Origin of the sequence: Achromobacter pulmonis (assembly GCF_021733725.1) — a bacterium.
GTDB classification, from domain to species: Bacteria; Pseudomonadota; Gammaproteobacteria; order Burkholderiales; family Burkholderiaceae_B; genus Achromobacter; species Achromobacter pulmonis.
This window is the reverse complement of the sequence record NZ_JAIFOT010000001.1, coordinates 1,109,209-1,128,945: the sequence shown is the minus strand read 5'-3', so window position 1 is coordinate 1,128,945 and position 19,737 is coordinate 1,109,209. Positions and strand designations below refer to the sequence as shown.

General features: G+C 66.3%; 14 protein-coding genes. 6 read left to right on the top strand and 8 right to left on the bottom strand.

Annotation, left to right across the window (positions count from 1 at the left end; genetic code table 11):
- The first annotated feature begins 2 nt into the window (after nt 1-2).
- Both K2W61_RS05180 and K2W61_RS05175 read left to right on the top strand, forming a co-directional pair.
- Complete coding sequence (locus K2W61_RS05180; protein ID WP_175134699.1) at nt 3-1,130, top strand: MBOAT family O-acyltransferase; 1,128 nt, start codon at nt 3-5, stop codon at nt 1,128-1,130.
- A gap of 16 nt (nt 1,131-1,146) precedes the next feature.
- The gene (locus K2W61_RS05175) at nt 1,147-2,592 is read left to right on the top strand and encodes a D-alanine--poly(phosphoribitol) ligase (protein ID WP_236755145.1); all 1,446 of its coding nucleotides are present in this window, start codon (nt 1,147-1,149) and stop codon (nt 2,590-2,592) included.
- A gap of 70 nt (nt 2,593-2,662) precedes the next feature.
- Here K2W61_RS05175 and K2W61_RS05170 read toward each other — a convergent pair whose 3' ends face one another.
- From K2W61_RS05170 to K2W61_RS05150, 5 genes are all read right to left on the bottom strand, one after another.
- On the bottom strand, nt 2,663-3,223 hold the full coding sequence (locus tag K2W61_RS05170; protein ID WP_175134701.1) for a YggT family protein: 561 nt from the start codon (nt 3,221-3,223) through the stop codon (nt 2,663-2,665).
- A 168-nt stretch (nt 3,224-3,391) separates the two neighbouring features.
- Complete coding sequence (locus K2W61_RS05165; protein WP_236755144.1) at nt 3,392-4,069, bottom strand: histone H1-like DNA-binding protein; 678 nt, start codon at nt 4,067-4,069, stop codon at nt 3,392-3,394.
- 345 nt (nt 4,070-4,414) lie between these two features.
- Complete coding sequence (locus K2W61_RS05160; RefSeq protein WP_175134703.1) at nt 4,415-5,614, bottom strand: ribonucleotide-diphosphate reductase subunit beta; 1,200 nt, start codon at nt 5,612-5,614, stop codon at nt 4,415-4,417.
- 20 nt (nt 5,615-5,634) lie between these two features.
- On the bottom strand, nt 5,635-8,565 hold the full coding sequence (locus tag K2W61_RS05155; protein WP_175141662.1) for a ribonucleoside-diphosphate reductase subunit alpha: 2,931 nt from the start codon (nt 8,563-8,565) through the stop codon (nt 5,635-5,637).
- Between the two features lie 304 nt (nt 8,566-8,869).
- Nucleotides 8,870-12,376, bottom strand: coding sequence for an indolepyruvate ferredoxin oxidoreductase family protein (locus K2W61_RS05150; protein WP_236755143.1), 3,507 nt, complete (start codon nt 12,374-12,376; stop codon nt 8,870-8,872).
- Nucleotides 12,377-12,514: 138 nt separating this feature from the next.
- Here K2W61_RS05150 and K2W61_RS05145 point away from each other — a divergent pair, with 138 nt between their 5' ends.
- Nucleotides 12,515-12,964, top strand: a complete 450-nt coding sequence (locus K2W61_RS05145) for an Lrp/AsnC family transcriptional regulator (RefSeq protein ID WP_049071146.1) — start codon at nt 12,515-12,517, stop codon at nt 12,962-12,964.
- 359 nt (nt 12,965-13,323) lie between these two features.
- Here the strand turns inward: K2W61_RS05145 and K2W61_RS05140 are convergent, their stop codons facing one another.
- Both K2W61_RS05140 and K2W61_RS05135 read right to left on the bottom strand, forming a co-directional pair.
- Complete coding sequence (locus K2W61_RS05140; protein ID WP_175134706.1) at nt 13,324-14,304, bottom strand: Bug family tripartite tricarboxylate transporter substrate binding protein; 981 nt, start codon at nt 14,302-14,304, stop codon at nt 13,324-13,326.
- A gap of 65 nt (nt 14,305-14,369) precedes the next feature.
- Nucleotides 14,370-15,221 (bottom strand): alpha/beta hydrolase, encoded by an 852-nt coding sequence (locus tag K2W61_RS05135; protein ID WP_175141660.1) that lies wholly within the window; start codon nt 15,219-15,221, stop codon nt 14,370-14,372.
- 74 nt (nt 15,222-15,295) lie between these two features.
- On the opposite strand from K2W61_RS05135, the gene K2W61_RS05130 reads away from it, so the two are divergent.
- The 3 genes from K2W61_RS05130 (at nt 15,296) to K2W61_RS05120 (ending at nt 18,215) form a co-directional block, all read left to right on the top strand.
- Nucleotides 15,296-16,195 carry a LysR family transcriptional regulator gene (locus tag K2W61_RS05130; protein WP_236755142.1) on the top strand — a complete coding sequence of 300 codons (900 nt, stop codon included), beginning with the start codon at nt 15,296-15,298 and terminating at the stop codon, nt 16,193-16,195.
- A gap of 189 nt (nt 16,196-16,384) precedes the next feature.
- Nucleotides 16,385-16,891 (top strand): hypothetical protein, encoded by a 507-nt coding sequence (locus K2W61_RS05125; RefSeq protein ID WP_175134709.1) that lies wholly within the window; start codon nt 16,385-16,387, stop codon nt 16,889-16,891.
- A gap of 130 nt (nt 16,892-17,021) precedes the next feature.
- A complete protein-coding gene (locus tag K2W61_RS05120; RefSeq protein WP_175134710.1) occupies nt 17,022-18,215 on the top strand; it encodes an MFS transporter in 1,194 nt (397 codons plus the stop codon).
- A 101-nt stretch (nt 18,216-18,316) separates the two neighbouring features.
- Here K2W61_RS05120 and gltX read toward each other — a convergent pair whose 3' ends face one another.
- The gene (gene gltX, locus K2W61_RS05115) at nt 18,317-19,723 is read right to left on the bottom strand and encodes a glutamate--tRNA ligase (protein WP_175134711.1); all 1,407 of its coding nucleotides are present in this window, start codon (nt 19,721-19,723) and stop codon (nt 18,317-18,319) included.
- Nucleotides 19,724-19,737: the final 14 nt, after the last annotated feature.

Below are 19,737 nucleotides of genomic sequence, written 5' to 3'. Positions count from 1 at the left end.
GCATGGAATTGTTCGCAAGCTTGAGTTTTTTCGGCGGCGCCCTGTGCGGTGGTCTGGGGCTGCTGGCCTACCGTTCGTTCGGCATGCCGCTGCGCATCGGCTATCGCCACATCATCGGCGTGATCTGCCTGGGCGTGTGGATGGCGGTGTTCTGGGCGCGCCCGTACCAGCCCATCGCGCTGCTGGCGATCTCGGGCGGGGCGTTGTGGGCCATGCGCCGCCGCTACATCCCGACCTGGCTGGCAGTCATCATCACCATGACGCCGCTGCTGCTGGTCAAGACCGGCGTATCGCACCTGGGCGCGATGCTGGGCCTGTCGTTTGCCACCTTCCGCGCCATCGACGTACTGCTGTTCGCGCCGCGCAACGAGCGCCTGTCGCCGCTGGACTACTTCATCTATCTGTTCTTCCCGCTGACGCTGCTGGCCGGGCCGATGTATCGCTGGCGCAATTTCCAGGCCGACCTCAAGCGCGGCTACGAAGGCGTCAACCTGAACACCTGGCTGACCGGCCTGGAGTTGATCATGCTGGGCGTGATCCAGAAGTTCGGCCTGGCCGAGCTGATCTGGCGCTATGGCCTGGCAACGCTGGACGCGCATGACTACTCATTCAGCGGCGTGGCGCTCAACGCGTCGCTGTATAGCGCCTATCTGTTCTTCGATTTCGCCGGCTATTCCACCATGGCCATTGGTATCGGCATGCTGTTCGGCTTCTCGTTGCCGATCAATTTCCGCAACCCGCTGGCCACGCTCAATCCGCAGGACTTCTGGCGCCGCTGGCACATCAGCCTGTCCGAGTGGCTGCGCGATGTCGTGTTCATGCCGATCTACAAGGCCTTGAGCAAGAACGCATTCTTCTCGCGCCACCGCATGGCGGCGCAGAACATCGGTATTTTCGCCACGCTGCTGGCGATGGGCGTGTGGAACGGGCTGTCGCTGCACTACATCGTCAGCGGCCTGATGTTCGGCACTTACTCCGTGGGCCACAACCTGCTGGTCAACGCCGCCCGGACCCGGCCCGCGCTGCAGGCCGTCCTGGCCCGGCCCACCATGCGTTTTCTCGGGCGTGTGCTCACGCTGATCCTGGCTGCGCTGGCGCTCTACGTGTTCAGCGGCCGCAGCCCCATCTGAAGCCGGGAGTTTCGGCATGCGTTTCGACCTGAAGACCTTCCAGTTCGTTGACTCCGCGCGCGCGCCCGACGCGCCGGCGGTGATTGGCGCCGACCGCAGTCTGAGCTGGGCGCAACTGCGCGCCGAGGCCGAGGCCTGGGCCGAGCAGGCGCGCCAGTATGGGGTGGCGCCGGACGTGCCGGTGGCCATTTATGGCCACAAACAGGCGGCATTCTTCGTTGCCATGGTCGGCGCGCTGTTGATTGGCGCACCATTCGTGCCGGTCGACACGATCTATCCGCCGCAACGGCTGGGCCGCATCGTCGAGATCGTGCGCGCCGCCGCCATCTACGATGCCGCCACCCAGGTATTCGAGCCGGGCGAGGGCGCCGAGTTGGCCGAGCGCGGCCTGGCCTACGTCATGTTCACCTCCGGCAGCACCGGCGATCCGAAGGGCGTGCAGATCGGCCGCGAAAGCGTGGGCCTGCTGGGCGACTGGATGCTGGGCAGTTTCGGTCTGGGCGAGGCGCCGGTGTTCATGAACCAGGCGCCGTTCAGCTTCGACCTGTCGATGTATGAGGTGTTCGCCACGCTGGCCGCCGGCGGCACCTGTGTGCTCAACGCGCGCGAGCAGATTGGCGCGGCTGCCACTTGGATGAACCACCTGGCGCAGCACGATGTGACCGTGTGGGTGTCGACGCCGTCATTCGCGCACCAGCAATTGGCCAACCGAGATTTCGCGCCGGCCACGCTGCCGACCCTGCGCACCTTCCTGTTCTGCGGCGAGCCCCTGCCGGCGGCGCTGGCGAAAAAGCTGCGCCAGCGTTTCCCGGATGCGGTGATCCTGAACACCTATGGCCCCACCGAGGCCACCGTCGCCACCACCTGGATCGCTATCACCGATGCGGTCCTGGCGGCGCACGACCCGCTGCCGGTCGGCCACGCCAAGCCCGCATGCGAGCTGCGGATCCTGGACGGCGAGATCTGCATCATCGGTGATCACGTCATGCGCGGCTACCTCAATCGCCAGGATCTGAACGCGGCCAAGCTGTTCGTGGCCGAGGATGGCCGCCGCGGCTTTCGCACCGGCGACCTGGGGCAACTGGAGGCGGACGGGTTGCTGTTCTGCCGCGGCCGCATGGACGACCAGATCAAGCTCAACGGCTATCGCATCGAGCTGGCGGAGATCGACGAGGCCTTGCATGGGTTGCCGGGGGTGCAGGGCGGGGCCTGCGCGGTATTGCGCCGGCCGGATGGCACGGCGGTGCGCCTGATCGGCTTTGTCGCCGGACTGACGCAAGCGCAGGCCAACCAGCTGCTTGACCAGGATGCGCTATCGGGTTGGAAGGAACGGCTGGCCCGGCGTCTGCCGCCCTATATGGTGCCGTCCGAGCTGGTGTCGTGCGCGGCGTTGCCGATGTCGAACAACCATAAGATCGACCGCAAGAAACTGCTCGACATCTACGCCACGATCCCGGCGTGAGGCGCCAGCGCGCGCGGCCAGCGGCGCGCCAGCAAAACGGCCCGCGCGGCTTGCCGGGCCGTTTTCGTTTTCAAATGCCCATCAGGCCGTAGCTCAGGCGCGCCAGGACCATCAGCAGCACTTGGGCGATGATCAGCAGCACCAGCGGCGAGAAGTCGATCGAGCTGCGCGGCAGCAAGCGGCGGATGGGGTCCAGCATGGGCGCAGTCAGCGTCTGCAACAGCGGCATCATGGGCGCCATCGGGTTGACCCACGACAGCACCGCCTGGATCAGCGTCAGCCACACCACCAGGTTGAGCGCCCACTTGAGCGCCATCAGCAGCGCCGACAGCATGGCCGAGGGCAGCAGCACGGCGGGAATCAGCGCGCCGAGCGCGACCAGCCAGGACAGCACCATATAGACCAGCGCGGCCAGCCAGGTAGCGACCAGGCTGGTCCAGTCGATCTTGTTGCCGGCGGGGATGATCTTGCGCAGCGGCATCACCAGCCAATTCGTGGCCTGGTAGACGGCGCGGGCCAGCGGATTGAACGGATGCATCCGTATCGCGTGCATCCAGGCGCGCGCGATCAGGGCGGCGCCGAACAGCGTGAACGCAATTTCGAGCAGGAAGCGGAGAATTTCACCGAGCATGGGCGCGATCTACCTAATGAAGACAGCAATTATTGTCTCACGCCAATGCGGCAATGGTGATACCCGAGGTGCCGGCGGGGAGCCCCCCGGCGCGTGCTGGCGGCAAACAAAAACCGCCTGGCCAGGGCCAGGCGGCTTGAGGTACCGCGACCGCGGAGACTCGTCCGATTACGGGCGGCCACCCGTCGGGAACGGCCACGACGCGGCGGGATTCAGCGCGGTCTTCGCGCCCGGGGCGGCAGCCGTGGACGGCGGCGTGGCGGGCTTCTTCGGAGCGGCTTTCTTCGCGGCGGGCTTCTTGGCGGCGGCGGGCTTGGCTGCCGGCTTGGCAGCGGGCTTCTTGGCGGCCGGAGCCTTCTTGGCGACGACCTTCTTGGCTACCGCTTTCTTGGCGGGGGCCTTTTTGGCAACCGCTTTCTTGGCGACGGCCTTCTTGGCGACGGCTTTCTTGGCAACCGCCTTCTTGGCTACCGCTTTCTTGGCGGGGGCCTTTTTGGCAACCGCTTTCTTGGCGACGGCCTTCTTGGCGACGGCTTTCTTGGCAACGGCCTTCTTGGCTACCGCTTTCTTGGCGACGACCTTCTTGGCAGCGGCCTTCTTGGCTACCGGCTTCTTGGCCGCGACTTTCTTGGCGACGGCCTTCTTGGCTACCGCTTTCTTGGCGACCTTCTTGGCGGCCGGCTTCTTGGCGGCAACCTTCTTCACCGCCGGCTTCTTGGCGGCGACCTTCTTGACTGCTACCTTCTTGACGGCAGCTTTCTTGGCCGGGGCGGCCTTCTTCGCTACTGCCTTCTTGGCGGCGGGCTTCTTCACCGCTTTCTTTACGGCTTTCTTGGCTGTTGCCATGGTCATGCTCCTTAGGTTCAGGGGTCCCAGAACTTAAACCCGTGCCCCGATCCGCCAACAAGGCGAACCGTGCCCGGGCTATTCATCGGCGCATGCCGCTGTCCTGTGCGAGCAACAGCTACTACGGTTTGCGCTAATGAATTCGGCACAGCCATTTGATATGGCCCCCGCTCCTTTGGCGCGAGCCATTTCAAATGGCGCCGGTGGGCAGTCTGATCACAGACCGCCTACCGCTTGTTCTACGTGTTCGAAAACACCCTGACCTGGGAGATCGTCTTCGAGCCTGGCGCGAACGCAACGCTCTTTGGTAGAGCGTGCCCGCGCCTGGCCCGAAGGCGAACTACGTTACTCCCAGCTCAGCGTGCCACCGGTTTGGTATTCGATCACGCGAGTTTCAAAAAAGTTGCGTTCCTTCTTAAGGTCGATCATTTCCGCCATCCACGGGAAGGGATTTTCTTCCTGCGGGTACAGCGGTTCGATACCGATTTGCTGGCAACGACGGTTGGCGATGAAGCGCAGGTAGGATTTGAACATGGGGGCGTTCAAGCCCAGCACACCGCGCGGCATCGTGTCTTCGGCGTAAGCGTATTCGAGTTCGACCGCTTTGCGGAAGAGTTCGCGGATTTCTTCGCGGAATTCCGGCGTCCACAGATGCGGATTTTCCAGTTTGACGGTGTTGATCAGGTCGATGCCGAAATTGCAGTGCATGGATTCATCGCGCAGGATGTACATGTACTGCTCGGCCGCGCCGGTCATCTTGTTCTGGCGGCCCAGCGCCAGGATCTGCGTGAAGCCAACGTAGAAGAACAGGCCTTCCATCAGGCAAGCGAAGACGATCAGCGACTTCAGCAGCGTCTGGTCGGCTTCGGGCGTGCCCGTCTTGAAGTTGGGGTCCGCGATCGCGTCGATGAACGGAATCAGGAACTCGTCCTTGGCGCGGATGGACGGCACTTCGTTGTAAGCGTTGAAGATCTCCGCTTCGTCCAGGTCCAGGCTTTCGACGATGTATTGATAGGCGTGCGTGTGGATGGCTTCTTCGAAGGCCTGGCGCAGCAGGAACTGGCGGCATTCGGGCGCCGTGATGTGGCGGTAGGTGCCCAGCACGATGTTGTTCGCGGCCAGCGAGTCGGCCGTGACGAAGAAACCCAGGTTGCGCTTGACGATGCGGCGCTCGTCCTCGGTGAGCCCGTTCGGGTTCTTCCAGAGGGCGATGTCGCGCGACATGTTGATTTCCTGCGGCATCCAGTGGTTCGCGCAAGTGGCCAGGTATTTCTCCCATGCCCACTTGTACTTGAACGGCACCAGCTGGTTGACGTCGGTCTGGCCGTTGATGATGCGCTTGTCGGCCACCTTCACGCGTTGCGAGGCGGCGCTGCCGCTGGCGGCCAGGCCGGCCGCGTGTTGCGGCGCGGCCGGGGTCGGCATGGCGGCGTCACCGAACACGCCGGTCGCCGCCCGGACTTCGGGCGCAGCCTGCCCGCCCGCCGCGGGCGCGGGGGCTTGTGCAGGTTGCGTGGCGAGGGTGTCGTCTTCCCAATTAATCATGATTCATTCTCCGGAGGCGGTTATTGGCAGGCTTCGCACTCTTCGAAGCCGGGGTCGCCCGGCCGCATGGTGCAAACCGCCCCGAGAACTTCGGGTTCCGGCAAAACAGGTGCAGCGGACACGGGCGCGGAGGTGGACTGGCCACCGGCGCTGACGGCGTTCAGTTCGCCGCCGCGTCCCGTCGACTTCTCGGCGCTGGTGGCGCCAAGGGTACGCAGGTAGTAGGTCGTCTTCAGGCCACGCTTCCAGGCCAGCTTGTAGGTGTCGTCCAGCTTCTTGCCGGAGGCGCCGGCCATGTAGATGTTCAGCGACTGGGCTTGATCGATCCACTTCTGGCGACGCGACGCGCATTCCACCAGCCAGCTCGGTTCGACTTCGAACGCGGTGGCGTAGAGTTCGCGGAGTTCGGAAGGTACGCGATCGATGCGGGACAGGCTGCCGTCGAAGTACTTGAGGTCGGCGACCATGACTTCGTCCCAGAGACCGAGTTTCTTCAGGTCACGCACGAGGTAATCGTTAACGACCGTGAACTCGCCGGAGAGATTCGATTTGACGTACAAGTTCTGGAAAGTGGGTTCGATGCACGCAGATACACCAATGATATTGGAAATAGTCGCGGTTGGGGCGATTGCGATGCAATTGGAGTTGCGCATGCCATGTTGTTTGATGCGCGCGCGCAACGTATCCCAATCGAGCGTGCTCGATTCATCGACCTCGACATGACCGCCGCGTTCATCGCGCAGCATCTTCAACGTGTCTTGCGGCAGAATGCCACGCGACCACAGCGAGCCTTCATACGATTGATAGCGGCCACGTTCTTCGGCCAGCAGGCTCGAAGCCCAGTAGGCGTGATAGCACACCGCTTCCATCGAGCGATCGGCGAATTCGACGGCGGCTTGCGACGCGTACGGCACGCGCATCATTTGCAGGCAGTCCTGGAAACCCATGATGCCCATGCCCACCGGACGATGGCGCGCGTTGGAGTTGCGGGCCTTGTCGACGGCGTAATAGTTGATGTCGATGACGTTGTCGAGCATGCGCATGGCGATGCTGACCGTGCGCTTGATCTTGTCGTGGTCGAGTTCGAAACCGCCGCCGGCGGCCGGCTTCATGTGCGCCACCAGGTTCACCGAACCCAGGTTGCAAACCGCGATTTCCGATTCGTTGGTGTTCAGCGTGATCTCGGTGCACAGGTTCGAGCTGTGGACCACACCGACGTGCTGCTGCGGCGAACGGATGTTGCAAGGATCCTTGAAGGTGATCCACGGGTGGCCGGTTTCGAACAGCATCGACAGCATCTTGCGCCACAGGGTCAGCGCCGGCATCTTTTTGAACAGCTTCAGTTCGCCGCTGGCCACGCGCGCTTCATAGCCGACATAGGCTTCCTCGAAAGCCTTGCCGTACTTGTCGTGCAGGTCGGGGCAGTCGGACGGCGAGAACAGCGTCCATTCGCCGCCTTCCATGACGCGCTTCATGAACAGGTCGGGAATCCAGTTCGCCGTGTTCATGTCGTGGGTGCGGCGGCGCTCGTCGCCGGTGTTCTTGCGCAGTTCGAGGAATTCCTCGATGTCCAGGTGCCACGATTCCAGGTAGGTGCAGACCGCGCCCTTGCGCTTGCCGCCCTGGTTCACCGCCACGGCGGTGTCGTTGACGACCTTCAGGAACGGGACCACGCCCTGGCTTTCGCCGTTGGTGCCCTTGATGTGGCTGCGCAGCGCGCGCACCGGGGTCCAGTCGTTGCCCAGGCCGCCGGCATACTTGGCCAGCAGCGCGTTTTCCTTGATGGCGTCGTAGATGCCTTCCAGATCGTCGGAGACAGTGGTCAGGTAGCACGACGACAGCTGCGAGTGCAGGGTGCCCGAGTTGAACAGCGTCGGGGTCGAGCTCATGAAGTCGAACGACGACAGGATTTCGTAGAACTCGATGGCGCGGGCTTCGCGATCGGTCTCGCGCAGCGCCAGGCCCATGGCCACGCGCATGAAGAACACCTGCGGCAGTTCGATGCGGGTGCCGCGGATGTGCAGGAAGTAGCGGTCGTACAGGGTCTGCAGGCCGAGGTAGCCGAATTGCAGGTCGCGCTTGGCGTTCAGGGCGTGGCCCAGCTTGGTCAGGTCATAGCTGGCCAGCTCGGGCGACAGCAGGCCGCCTTCGATGCCGCGGGCGATGAAGGTGGGGAAGTATTCGGCGTAGCGCGCGACCATGCCGTCCTGCGAGACTTCCTCGCCCAGCACTTCCTTGCGGATCGTGTGCAGCAGCAGACGGGCGGTGACCTGGCTGTAGGCCGGGTCCTTTTCGACCAGCGCGCGCGCCGACAGGATGGCGGACTTGAACACTTCGTCGACGGGGATGCCGTCGTACAGGTTCTTGACCGTTTCCTTCAGGATGGTTTCGGAGTCGATGAACTCGGCCAGGCCTTCACCGGCGGCGACGATGGTGGCGCGCAGGCCGGCGATGTCCAGCGGACGGCGGACACCCGCGTCCGTGACGTGCAGCACGTTTTCCTGCGGCGCGGCGTCGGCCTTTTGCTGGCCTTCGGCGGCCGCGGCGGCGGCGCGTTCCTGGGTGCGCTTTTCGCGATAGAGCACATAGGCGCGGGCGACGTCATGCTGGCCCGAACGCATCAGGGCCAGTTCGACCTGGTCCTGCACGTCTTCGATATGGAAGGTGCCGCCGCCCGGACGGTTGCGCACCAGCGCGTTGACGGCCTGGGTGGTCAGCTGTTCGACCAGCTCGCGCACGCGCGCCGAGGCCGCGCCCTGGCCGCCGTTGACGGCCAGGAAGGCCTTGGTCATGGCGATGGCGATCTTGCCGGGTTCGAACCCGACCACCGAGCCATTGCGGCGGATGATGTTGTAGCTGGCCCATTGCCCGCCGTTGGCGTCGGCCGGGGAATCGGTTTGAGAGGGCGGCACGGCCGAGGGCCGGGTCACAGAGGCGATCGTAGTCTGCATGGAAGCTCCTGTGCGAAAAGCGCGTAGATAGCGACATGACGACGTCATGTCAGGTACGAAATCTGGATCTTATTGAGGGGGTCGCAACGCTTGGACGGACGAATCCGTGTGGCGTGGCCGACGAGAATCAGCAGTTAGGCGACCACAACATGTAGTGTAGCACCCCTCGTTGGACACTAATTCTAGTGATCGAGTCCGGTGGCTACAAGAAGAAGATAGGATCGGGTTCCCAAAACATTGTTACTAAATGCACTGGGCGCGCCTAGCAAGGCGCGCCCAGGATATTGCGGCTCAACGCGAGTGTTTATGCGGTTTTCCGCAGGGGCACATCGCGCGGGGCAGGCGCCGTATAGCTTTGCATCAAGCGCGCCAGCTCCGTCCTGTACTTGTCGACGTTGGCAGCCTTCACGTGGCCAAAGCCGCGGATGGTTTCTGCAAGGGCGGCGATTGTAGCCGCTTGCGCCAGATTGTCGCGATTCAACCCTGCCAGCAACTGGTCTATGGTCTGGCGGTACTCGCTCACCAGGGCCCGTTCCATCTTGCGTTCGGCCGTGTGGCCGAAGGGATCGAACCAGGTGCCGCGCAGGCGCTTGAAGCGGGTCAGCAGCTTGAGCGCGGTCATGGTGCGCGGGCCCAGCGTCATCTTGCGCGGCACGCCGGTGCGCGGGTCCTTGCGCGCGAAGATCGGCGGCGCCATGTGAAAGCGCAGGCTGTAGTCGCCTTCGAACTGACCCTTGAGCTGCGCCTGGAAGGCGTCGCCGGTGTACAGGCGGGCGACTTCGTATTCGTCCTTGTAGGCCATCAGCTTGAACAGGCTGCGCGCCACCGCCATGGCCAGGCGCGGGGTTTTGGCGTCGGGCGCCAGTTCGCGCTCGCGCGCGGCCACGCGCTCGACCAGCTCGCGGTAGGACTGGGCGTAGGCGGCGTCCTGGTAGGCGGTCAGGTCGTCGACGCGGCGCGCCACGGCGCGTTCGAACGATTCCGGCACATGCAGTTGCACCACCTGGGCGCGCGGACGCAGCGCGCCTTCCAGCGCCTCGGGCTGGTGCGCGGCCAGGCGGCCGCTGTCGAACGCGGCGCGGTTGGCGGCCACGGCGACGCCGTTCAGTTCGATGGCGCGGTTGATGGCGGCCTGCGACAGCGGCACGCCGCCGCGCTGCCAGGCGTAGCCCAGCATGAACATGTTCGACAGGATGCTGTCGCCGAACAGCGCCAGCGCGGCTTCGTGCGCGTCGATGGCGGCGGTGTGGTCCTCGCCGGCGGCGTGGCGGATCTTGGCCAGCAGCGCTGCCGGCCGCATGGCGGCGTCCGGATTGCGGGTGAAATCGGACACCGGCGCGACGTAGGTGTTGACGGTGACCTGGGTGTGGCCGCGGCGCAGCGCGCCCAGCGAGTCGGGCGCCACGGCCGCGACCGGGTCGCACAGGATGGCGGCGTCGGCCTGCTGCCAGTCCAGGCGCACCGGACCGGCGGCGGCGCCGGCGGGCGCCAGGCGGATGTGGCTGACCACGGTGCCGCCCTTTTGCGCCAGGCCGGTCAGGTCCAGCACCGCGGCCGACAGGCCTTCCAGGTGGGCCGCCATCGAGACAATGGCGCCGATGGTGATGACGCCGGTGCCGCCCATGCCCGCCACCAGCAGGCGGTAGGGACGCTCCAGCGCCGGCGGCTGCGGCAGCGGCAGTTGCCGAATCAGTTGCTGCAGACGTTCCTGGTCGGCCTTGGGCGCGGCGCTCTTTCTGGGTTTGCCGCCCATCACCGAGACGAAGCTGGGGCAGAAGCCTTCGGCGCAGGAGTAGTCCTTGTTGCAGCTTGACTGGTCGATGGCGCGCTTGCGGCCATACGGCGTTTCCAGCGGCACCACCGACAGGCAGTTCGATTGCACGCCGCAGTCGCCACAGCCCTCGCACACCGCGCTGTTGATCAGCATGCGGCGGGCCGGGTCGGGGAACTGGTTCTTCTTGCGGCGGCGGCGCTTTTCGGCGGCGCAGGTCTGGTCGTGGATCAGCACGGTGACGCCGGGAATCTCGCGCAGCTCGCGCTGCAGCGCGTCCAGTTCGCGGCGGTGGTGCACCTTGATGCCGGCGCCCAGATCGACGCCGCGGTATTTTTCCGGTTCGTCACTGGTGACGACGATGCGGGCCACGTTCTCGCCGCGCAACTGCTGGCAGATCTGCGGCACCGAGATCGGGCCGTCCACCGGCTGGCCGCCGGTCATGGCGACGGCGTCGTTGAACAGGATCTTGTAGGTAATGTTGGCCTTGGCGGCCACGGCCTGGCGGATCGCCAGATAGCCGGAGTGGTAGTAGGTGCCTTCCCCCATGTTCTGGAAGATGTGCGGCATCTTGGTATAGCGCGACAGGCCGATCCAGTCGACCCCTTCGCCGCCCATCTGGGTCAGGCCGCCGGTGTCGCGGTCCATCCAGGCGGCCATGTAATGGCAGCCCACGCCCGACAGCGCCTGGCTGCCTTCGGGCACCTTGGTCGAGGTGCTGTGCGGACAGCCGGAACAGAAGTAGGGACGGCGGCGCATGCCGTCGGCGTCGTTGGATAGCATGTCCTGGCAATCGAAGGTCGCCAGGTCGACGCCGGGTTGCAGGCCGGCGCTGCGCGACAGCCACATGGCCAGCGGGCGCGCCAGCAGCGACGGGCGCAACTGGCCGGCGGACGGCACCAGCACCTCGCCGTCGAAGCCCTTTTTGCCGACCACGGTGGCGCGCTCGGGCAGGTTGAACAGCAGATCCTTGAGCTGCGTCTCGACCACGGCGCCTTTTTCCTCGACCACGAGGATATGCGACAGGCCGCGCGCGAAATCGAGCATGCGTTCGGCATCCAGCGGCCAGGTCAGGCCGGGCTTGTAGATGCGCACCGGTGCATTGGCGGTGACGGTGTCCACGCCCAGGCGCGACAGCGCTTCCATGGTGTCCAGGTGGGCCTTGCCGACCGTGACGATGCCGACCGTGGCCTTGGGCGCCGGACAGGTCAGGCGGTCGATGCTGTGGCGGCGGGCGAAGGCGGCAACCGCCTTCATGCGCAGGTTCATGCGGGTTTCGACCGCCAGCGACAGGAAGTCGCGGGCGGAGTATTCCAGCGCTTCCGGCGGCAGGTCCGGGTCGGCCGGCATGTCGTAGTTGCGCACCGGCGCGGGCGTGAACGAGTGGCCGCTCTCGATGGTTTCGGACACGGCCTTGAAGGCGACCCAGGCGCCGGAATGGCGCGACAGGGCCCAGCCCCACAGGGCGAAGGTCTCGTATTCGTCGATCGAGGCCGGGTGCACGATGGGCATCTGCCAGCCAATCAGCGAGGCCTCGCTGGCGTGCGGAATCGAGGAGGAGACGGCAGTGTGGTCGTCGCCCACCACCACCAGCACGCCGCCGTGGCGCGAGGCGCCGGCGGCATTGCCATGGTGCAGGGCATCGCCGGCGCGGTCCACGCCGGGGCCCTTGCCGTACCACATGGCGAAGACGCCATCGACCTTGCGGTCGGCGCGCACGCCGGCCTGCTGCGTGCCCATGACGGCGGTGGCGGCCATGTCTTCATTGATGCCGGGCAGGAACGAGATCTGGTTGGCGTCGAGCGCCTTTTGCGCCTTCCACATCGCCATGTCCACGCCGCCCAGGGGCGAGCCGCGGTAGCCGGAGACGAAGCCGGCGGTGTTCAGGCCGCGCTCGCGGTCGACCCGGCGCTGGGTCAGCATGATGCGGACCAGGGCCTGGGTGCCGGTCAGGAAAATGCGGCCGGTCTCGCGGGTGAGGTTATCGGCGAGCTGGTAATCGAGGTCCAGCGTGGGCTCGGGGGCGGGGGTGCCGTCCATGATGAATGCTCCTGTAGTCGGCACCATGATAGGTTCGCGTGACCGCAGGTTTATTGCGTTTTTGGATCGTGCAATCCCTATAATTCGCAATGAATATTTCGTATTCTCGGAATTTCGACCCAAACAGGAGACAAAACGATGGACAAGACCGATATCGGCATCCTCAAGGCCCTGCAGGAGGACGGCCGGGCCTCGGCGCAGCAGTTGTCAGAAAAGGTGGGCTTATCGGCGGCGCCGGTGTGGCGCCGGGTGAAGGCGCTGGAGGCCAGTGGGGTGATTCAGGGCTACAGCGCACAGGTGGACCGCAGCAAGGTGGGGCTGGGGTGCATGTTCGCGCAGATCAGCCTGGAGCGGCATTCGGCGAACACGGTGGAGAACTTCGAGCGCTCGGTGCGGGACGCGCCGGAGATTCTCGAATGCTACGCGGTCACCGGGGATTCGGATTTTCTGCTGAAGATTCTGGTGGAGAGCCCGGAGGCTTATGACCGGTTCTTGCATCGGTTCTTGTTCAATATGCCAGGGATCCGGCAGACGCGCACGATTGTGGCGTTGCGGGAGATCAAGCATGAGTTGAAGTTGCCTTTGTAGGGGGGGCTTCTTTGGTTGCTTGCGGGGGGGGGGTTCTTAAGGCGCGGGTGACGGGGCAGGCGGGGGATGGCGGGGCTACGATTGCGGCCCGGAGCGTTCGCTCCGGACTGCCCCTGCGTCAACCTCGTCCGCCTGCGGCTCCCTTCGGTTTCCCTTGGGCGCATCTACACGCCCCGCCATCCCCCGCCTGCCCCGTCACCCGCTCGCGATGAGGCTTAACGGCCGCCTTGTGGCATTTGGGTGTCTTGAGTCGGCGACCTGCGCATCATCGCTTTGGTTCGATGTGCTCGGCTTGTGATGGTCTCTGTATCGCGACGCCCTCTATATATAGAGGGCGTTTCTTTATTTGCGGTGGGGGGTTACTGGGGCTGGATGCCGGAGATCTTGATCCATTCCTTCCAGCGGGCGGTGTCTTCCTTGACGAAGGTGTCGAAGCGGGTGACGTCCATGGCTTCGGGGGTGAGACCGAGGGCGCGCAGCTTGGCGGCGGTGGCGGGGTCGTTGACGGCGGCCTGGGTGGCGGCGTTCATTTTGGCGACGATGTCGGGCGGGGTGCCGGCGGGGGCGGACAGGCCGAGCCAGCCGGCGACGACGAAATCAGGGTAGTAGGTCGACATGGTGGGGACGTCGGGCCAGGCGGGGTGGCGCTTGGCGGCCGTGACGGCGAGCGGGGTGAGGCCCTTGCCGTCGATCTGGCCCATGGCGGTCAGGTAGTCGACGAAGGCGAAGCTGATCTGCTTGCCGCGCAGGTCGGTGATGATCTGGGTGATGTTCTTGTAGCCGGCGCCGCTGATATTGATGCCGGCGCGTTGCTTGAAGAGTTCGGACGGCACTTGCGAGGACGAACTGTAGTAGCCGAAGAAGACCTCGCCCGGATGCTTCTTGGCGTACTCGACCAGTTCGGGCACGGTGCGATAGGGGCTGTCGGGAGAAACGATGCCGACCGTACCGAAGGTGCCGAGCATGCCGACCTGCACGAAGTCCTTTTGCGCATCGTAAGGCAGGCGCTTGTAGAGGAACTGGTTGGCGGCATGGGTGGAGTTGGTGGACAGCAGGAAGGTGTAGCCGTCGGCGGGCGCGTTCTTGGCGGCGTTGGTGCCGACGATGCCGCCGGCGCCAGGCCGGTCTTCGACGATCACGGTCTGGCCGGTCTGCTGGCCCAGGAATTGGGCGAAGGTGCGCGCGGTCAGGTCGGCGGCGCCGCCGGAGGCGGACGGCACGATCAGCGTGATGGGTTTCTCGGGCCAGCCGGCAGCGTGGGACGCGCCAGCCAGCAGCAGGCTGGCGGCGGCGAGCGCGTGGCGCAGGATCGAGCGGGGCGCGAAGGCGGTGCGGGTCATGGTTGTCTCCTGGAGCGGCGGTGGCGCCGTCATGTTTTGTGGTGTCTGGAAGAAGGCATCGCGGTTCAGCCGAACTGCCGGCGATACCAGTCGAGGATGGCGTTCGCGCCGACCTGCCATTGGTCGCCGTACATCATGCAATGCGGCTGTCCGGCGAGGACGGCATGGGAAAAACCGTACAAGCGCGCAATGGCGTGGTCCTGGCCCGGCGGATGGCGGTCGTGGGTGTCCAGGCCGGCCTCCAGGCACAGGCCGGGCGCGGTAATGGCGGCCGGATCGACCGGGACGCGCAGCAGGTAGCGGTCGTTGAGCACGCGCGGGCTTTCGGGATTGAGGCGTTGCATCACGCGGCCGACGTCGCGGGTTGGCGAGGTGGCCAGGAAACGGGCGCGGATTTCGCTGGCGGCCGGCGCGGCGCGCGCGATGCCGGCGGGCACGGGCGGCAGGCCGAGCGCGCCGGGCAGGTTGGCCGGCGGCGACGGCGCCATCAGCACCACGCCGGCCACGTCGCGCTGGCTGGCGGCCAGCAGCGCGGGCAGGGCGCCCATGCTGTGGCCCGCCACCACCGTGGGCGCGTCCAGCAGGTCGAGCGCGCTGACCACGTCGGCGGCCAGATCGGCGATGCCGGCGTCGACAAAGCCGGCGTCCTGCGGCAAAGGGCCGTGGCCGCGCGGATCGACGGCGGCGCAGGCCAGGCCGGCGCGGGCGAAGTAATCCAGGTAATGCGCATAGCACCAGGCGCCGTGATAGGCGCCCGGCACGAACAACAGGCCGGGCCGGCCATTCGGCGCGGCGGCGGTGAGCAACCGTCCCTGGCCGGCGGGACGGGCGGGCAGCCGGTCGGCCAGGCTGAAGTCCAGCGGATCGACGGCGTGGGCGGCGGCGGGGGAAACGGCGGCGGTAGTCATTGCGGCCATGTTAAGGGCCGCCCTATGATGAGAAAACTTTATTTTTCCTATGATTTGATAAGTTCTTCAAATAGGATACCGCGATGCCCGCCTTGCCCGAGCTGTCCATTTCCCATTACCGGCACTTCCTGCTGGTGGCCGAATTGCGCAGCTTCCGCGCCGCCGCCGCGCGCGCATTCCGTTCGCAGCCGGCGCTGTCGCTGTCGATCCGCGAAATGGAACAGCGCCTGGGCCAGCCGCTGTTCGAGCGCGGCAACGGCAATGCGCTGACGCGCTTCGGCCAGGACTGCCTGCCGCTGGCGCGCGAACTGGTGGAACACCATGACCGGGTGGCGGGAACGCTGGCGGGGCTGGCCAGCAACGAGGCCGGCACCTTGACCATGGCCTCGGTGGCGACCGTGGCGACGCATTGGCTGCCCGAATTGGTGGCGGCCTACCGCGAGCGCTTTCCGGCGGTGGCGCTGCGCCTGTTCGACGACAACTCGGAGGGCGTGGAACGGATGGTGCTGGCCGGCGAGGTCGAACTGGGCGTCTGCAGCCCGGTGCTGCGCGACCGGCGGCTGGCGTTCGAGCCGCTGTTGCGTGATGCTTTCGGCCTGGTCTGCCATCGCGGCCATCCGCTGGCGGGCCGCAAGTCCGTGACTTGGCGCGAGATCGCCGGGCTGCCGCTGGTGGGCACGGTGGCGCACCGCCAACTGGCGGATTATCCGCAGGCCGCGTTCATGATGGAACGCCAGGTGTTCGTGTCCAACATGATGTCGCTGCTGGCTATGCTCGAACGCGGGGTGGGGGTGACGGTGCTGGCGCGGCTGGGGGTGCCGCCGGATTCGCCCGGTCTGGTTTTCGTGCCACTGGCGCGGCCGCGCATCGAGCGCGAGCTGGGTATCACGCGCCTGGCTGGCCGCAGCCTGTCGCCGGCCGCCGCGCGCATGGAGGAAATGCTGCGTGCCAAAGGGGCGCGCGGCACGCGCGATGTCGCTTGAAACCAACGCATTTTTGCGTGTTGAGGCCTTAAAACAGGGGCTTTCCGGCAAGGACTGTTGCGCAATTGCACACGGCGCGGATCGTCGTTGATTCTTCATGCGCGGCTCTTTAGAGTGCGTGATGTTTGTTGCGCGAAGAGCGTGCCGGTTCGTACGGCGCGGCGCGTCGGCAGACGTGTTGAGGAAGTCATGAGCAGTGTGTATTTGCGTTCGGCGGGCGTGGCCTGCGCCCTTCTGGTCGTGGCCGGCTGCGCCACCAGGAAACCCGCCGCCATCACCGAGGCCCAGCCGGAAGCGCCACCCAAGCCGGTCGCTTGCACACCCGCCAAGGGCGGCGATCCCATGATCGGCACCTGGTATTCGAATTCCAGGCCGAAGGGCGTCAGCGGTGACTTCCAAACGCTCACAGTGCTGTATGCCGACGGCCGCATGGCCTACGAGACCCAACTGAAGATCGGCCGCAAGACGCGCCCGGCACTACGCGAGACGGGCTGCTGGAGCGTGGTGGACGGCATCTATACGATGCAGACCACCCAATCGAACGGCGAAATCGTCGACGCCACCGATCCGATCTATATCAATCGCTATCGCGTCGAGAGGGTCGAGCAGGCCAGGCTGACGCTGCGCGAGCTCAAGAGCGGCGGCCAGGTGGTCACCGCACGCCGCATGCCGCAGGGCTACCGCCTGCCATATTGACCGACCCGGGGGGGCTTGGGTCCACGCGCCGCGTTGCGCCGCACGGACGGAACCCGGCGTCCGGCGTCGCCAAGCGGACCGGGCTGCGGTAAGGTGCGGACTTCGTCCTCCATTCCGCCGCCGGCCCGTCATGCCCGCCCTCTCTTCCGAAGCGCGCGCCATTGCGCTGCTTGCCCTGGCCGCTTTCGTCAGCGCCAGCGCTTTCCGTATCTGTGATCCCATGCTGCCGCAGCTGGCCGCCGAATTCGGCGCCACCACCGGCCAGGCCGCGCGCGCCGTGACCGCGTTCGCGGTGGCCTATGGTGTGTTGCAGATGTTCTTCGGCCCGGTCGGCGACCGCTACGGCAAGTACCGTGTCGTCAGCGTGGCGACGTTCGCCTGCGCGCTGGGCAGCGCCGGCGCGTTCCTGGCCGAGACGCTGGACATGCTGGTGGTGTGCCGGGCGCTGTCGGGGGCGGCGGGGGCCGGCATCGTGCCGCTGTCGATGGCCTGGATCGGCGACACCGTGCCTTACGAGCGCCGCCAGGCGACGCTGGCGCGGTTCCTGACCGGTACCATCCTGGGCATGGCGACCGGTCAGTTGGCCGGCGGCCTGTTCGCCGACACCCTGGGCTGGCGCTGGGCCTTCGCGGCGCTGGTGTGCGGCTACCTGGTGGTCGGCATGCTGCTGCTGCGGGAAGTGCGGCGCCAGCGTGCGCTGGGGCTGGGCGTGGTCGATCCGAACGCGCCACGGCAGGGCTTCGTGGCGCAGGCGCGGCTGGTGCTGGGCGTGCCGTGGGCGCGCGTGGTGCTGGCCACGGTATTCATCGAGGGCCTGCTGGTGTTCGGCGCCCTGGCGTTCGCGCCTTCCTACCTGCACGAACGCTTCGATATTTCGCTGACCGCGGCCGGCGCGTTGGTGGCGGTGTACGCGGTGGGCGGGCTGCTCTACACGGTGGTGGCCGGCCGCATCCTCAAGCGCCTGGGCGAACGCGGCCTGGCGGTGGCGGGCGGGCTGGTGCTGGGCGTGGCATTCCTGTCCTACCTGCTGGGGCCGGTCTGGGCGTGGAGCCTGCTGGCCAGCGTGCTGGCGGGCTTCGGTTACTACCTGCTGCACGCCACGCTGCAGACCAACGCCACCCAGATGGTGCCGTCGGCGCGCGGTACGGCGGTGGCCTGGTTCGCGTCCTGCCTCTTCATGGGACAGGCGGCGGGGGTGGCGCTGGCCGGCTCGGTGGTGGACGAGGCTGGCGCGGCGGTGCTGTTCGGCGGCGCGGCGGTACTCTTGCCGCTGCTGGGCGCGTTTTTCTCGCGGGCCCTGAAGGCGCGGCCCAAGGCGGCTTAAGAACCTCCGGCGGCGCGGCGCGAGCGCCCGGCGCCGGCCGGGCGGCCGCAAAAAAGCCCCGAACGGCCTGGCCGGACGGGGCTTCGCGGGCGACGCCAGGGTCAGATCGCGGCCAGGCGCTTGATCACGACATCCTTGCCCAGCAGGGCCAGCACCGCGTCGACCGCGGGCGTCTGGGGCTGGCCGGTCACGGCCACGCGCAGCGGGATCGCCAGCTGCGGCATCTTCAGGCCACGGTCGGCCAGCACGGCCTTGATCAGGGCCGAGATGGCCTCGCGGGTCCAGTCGGCGCCCTGGGCGCGCTGGGCGAAATCGGCCAGCGCTTCGCGCGCGGCGGCGGTCAGGTGCTGTTCGACCAGTTCCGGCGCGGCCGGTTTGAATTCACCGCAAAACAGCATGGCGCCGTCGGCCAGTTGTTCGAGGGTCTCGGCGCGGTCCTTGAGCAGGCCCATCACGCCCGGCAGGTCGATCTTTTCCGGATGGCCGCCGCGCTGGGCGACTCGCGGGGCCACGCGCTCGGCCAGTTCGGCGTTGTCCATCTGCTTGATGTAGTGGGCGTTGACCCAGTTCAGCTTCTTCGGGTCCCATTGCGAAGCCGACTTGGACAGGTGGCGGGTGTCGAACCATTGCACCAGCTGGTCGCGGCTGAAGAGTTCGTCGTCGCCGTGGCTCCAGCCCAGGCGCGCCAGGTAGTTGATCATGGCCTCGGGCAGGTAGCCCTCGTTGTCATATTCCATGACATTGACCGCACCATGGCGCTTGGACAGCTTTTCGCCGTCCGGGCCGAGGATCATGGGCACGTGGCCGTATTCGGGCAGGGTGGCGCCCAGCGCGCGCAGGATGTTGATCTGGCGCGGGGTGTTGTTGACGTGGTCATCGCCGCGCAGCACGTGGGTGATGCCCATGTCCCAGTCGTCCACCACCACGCAGAAGTTGTAGGTGGGGGTGCCGTCCGGGCGCGCGATGATCAGGTCGTCCAGCTCGGTGTTGTCGAAGCTGATGGGGCCCTTGACCATGTCGTTCCAGGCGGTGGCGCCGTCCTGGGGGTTCTTGAAGCGCACCACCGGCTTGCGGCCCTCCGGTACCGGCGGCAGGGTCTTGCCCGGTTCGGGGCGCCAGGTGCCGTCGTAACGCGGCTTGTCGCCGCGGGCGCGGGCGGCCTCGCGCATGGCCTCGACTTCCTCGGGCGAGCTATAGCAGTGGTACGCCGTGCCGGCGGCCAGCATCTGCGCCACCACTTCACGGTAGCGGTCCATGCGCTGCATCTGATAGAACGGGCCCTCGTCCGGCTGCATGCCGAGCCATTCCATGCTGTCCAGGATGGCCTGCACCGCTTCCGGCGTGGAGCGTTCGACGTCGGTGTCTTCGATGCGCAGCACGAACGTGCCCTTGTGATGGCGCGCGAAGGCCCAGGAGAACAGCGCGGTGCGGGCGCCGCCCAGGTGCAGGAAGCCCGTGGGCGAAGGCGCGAAGCGGGTACGGATGGGGGAGGTGGCGTTGGAGGTCATAGGTGGCAATGATA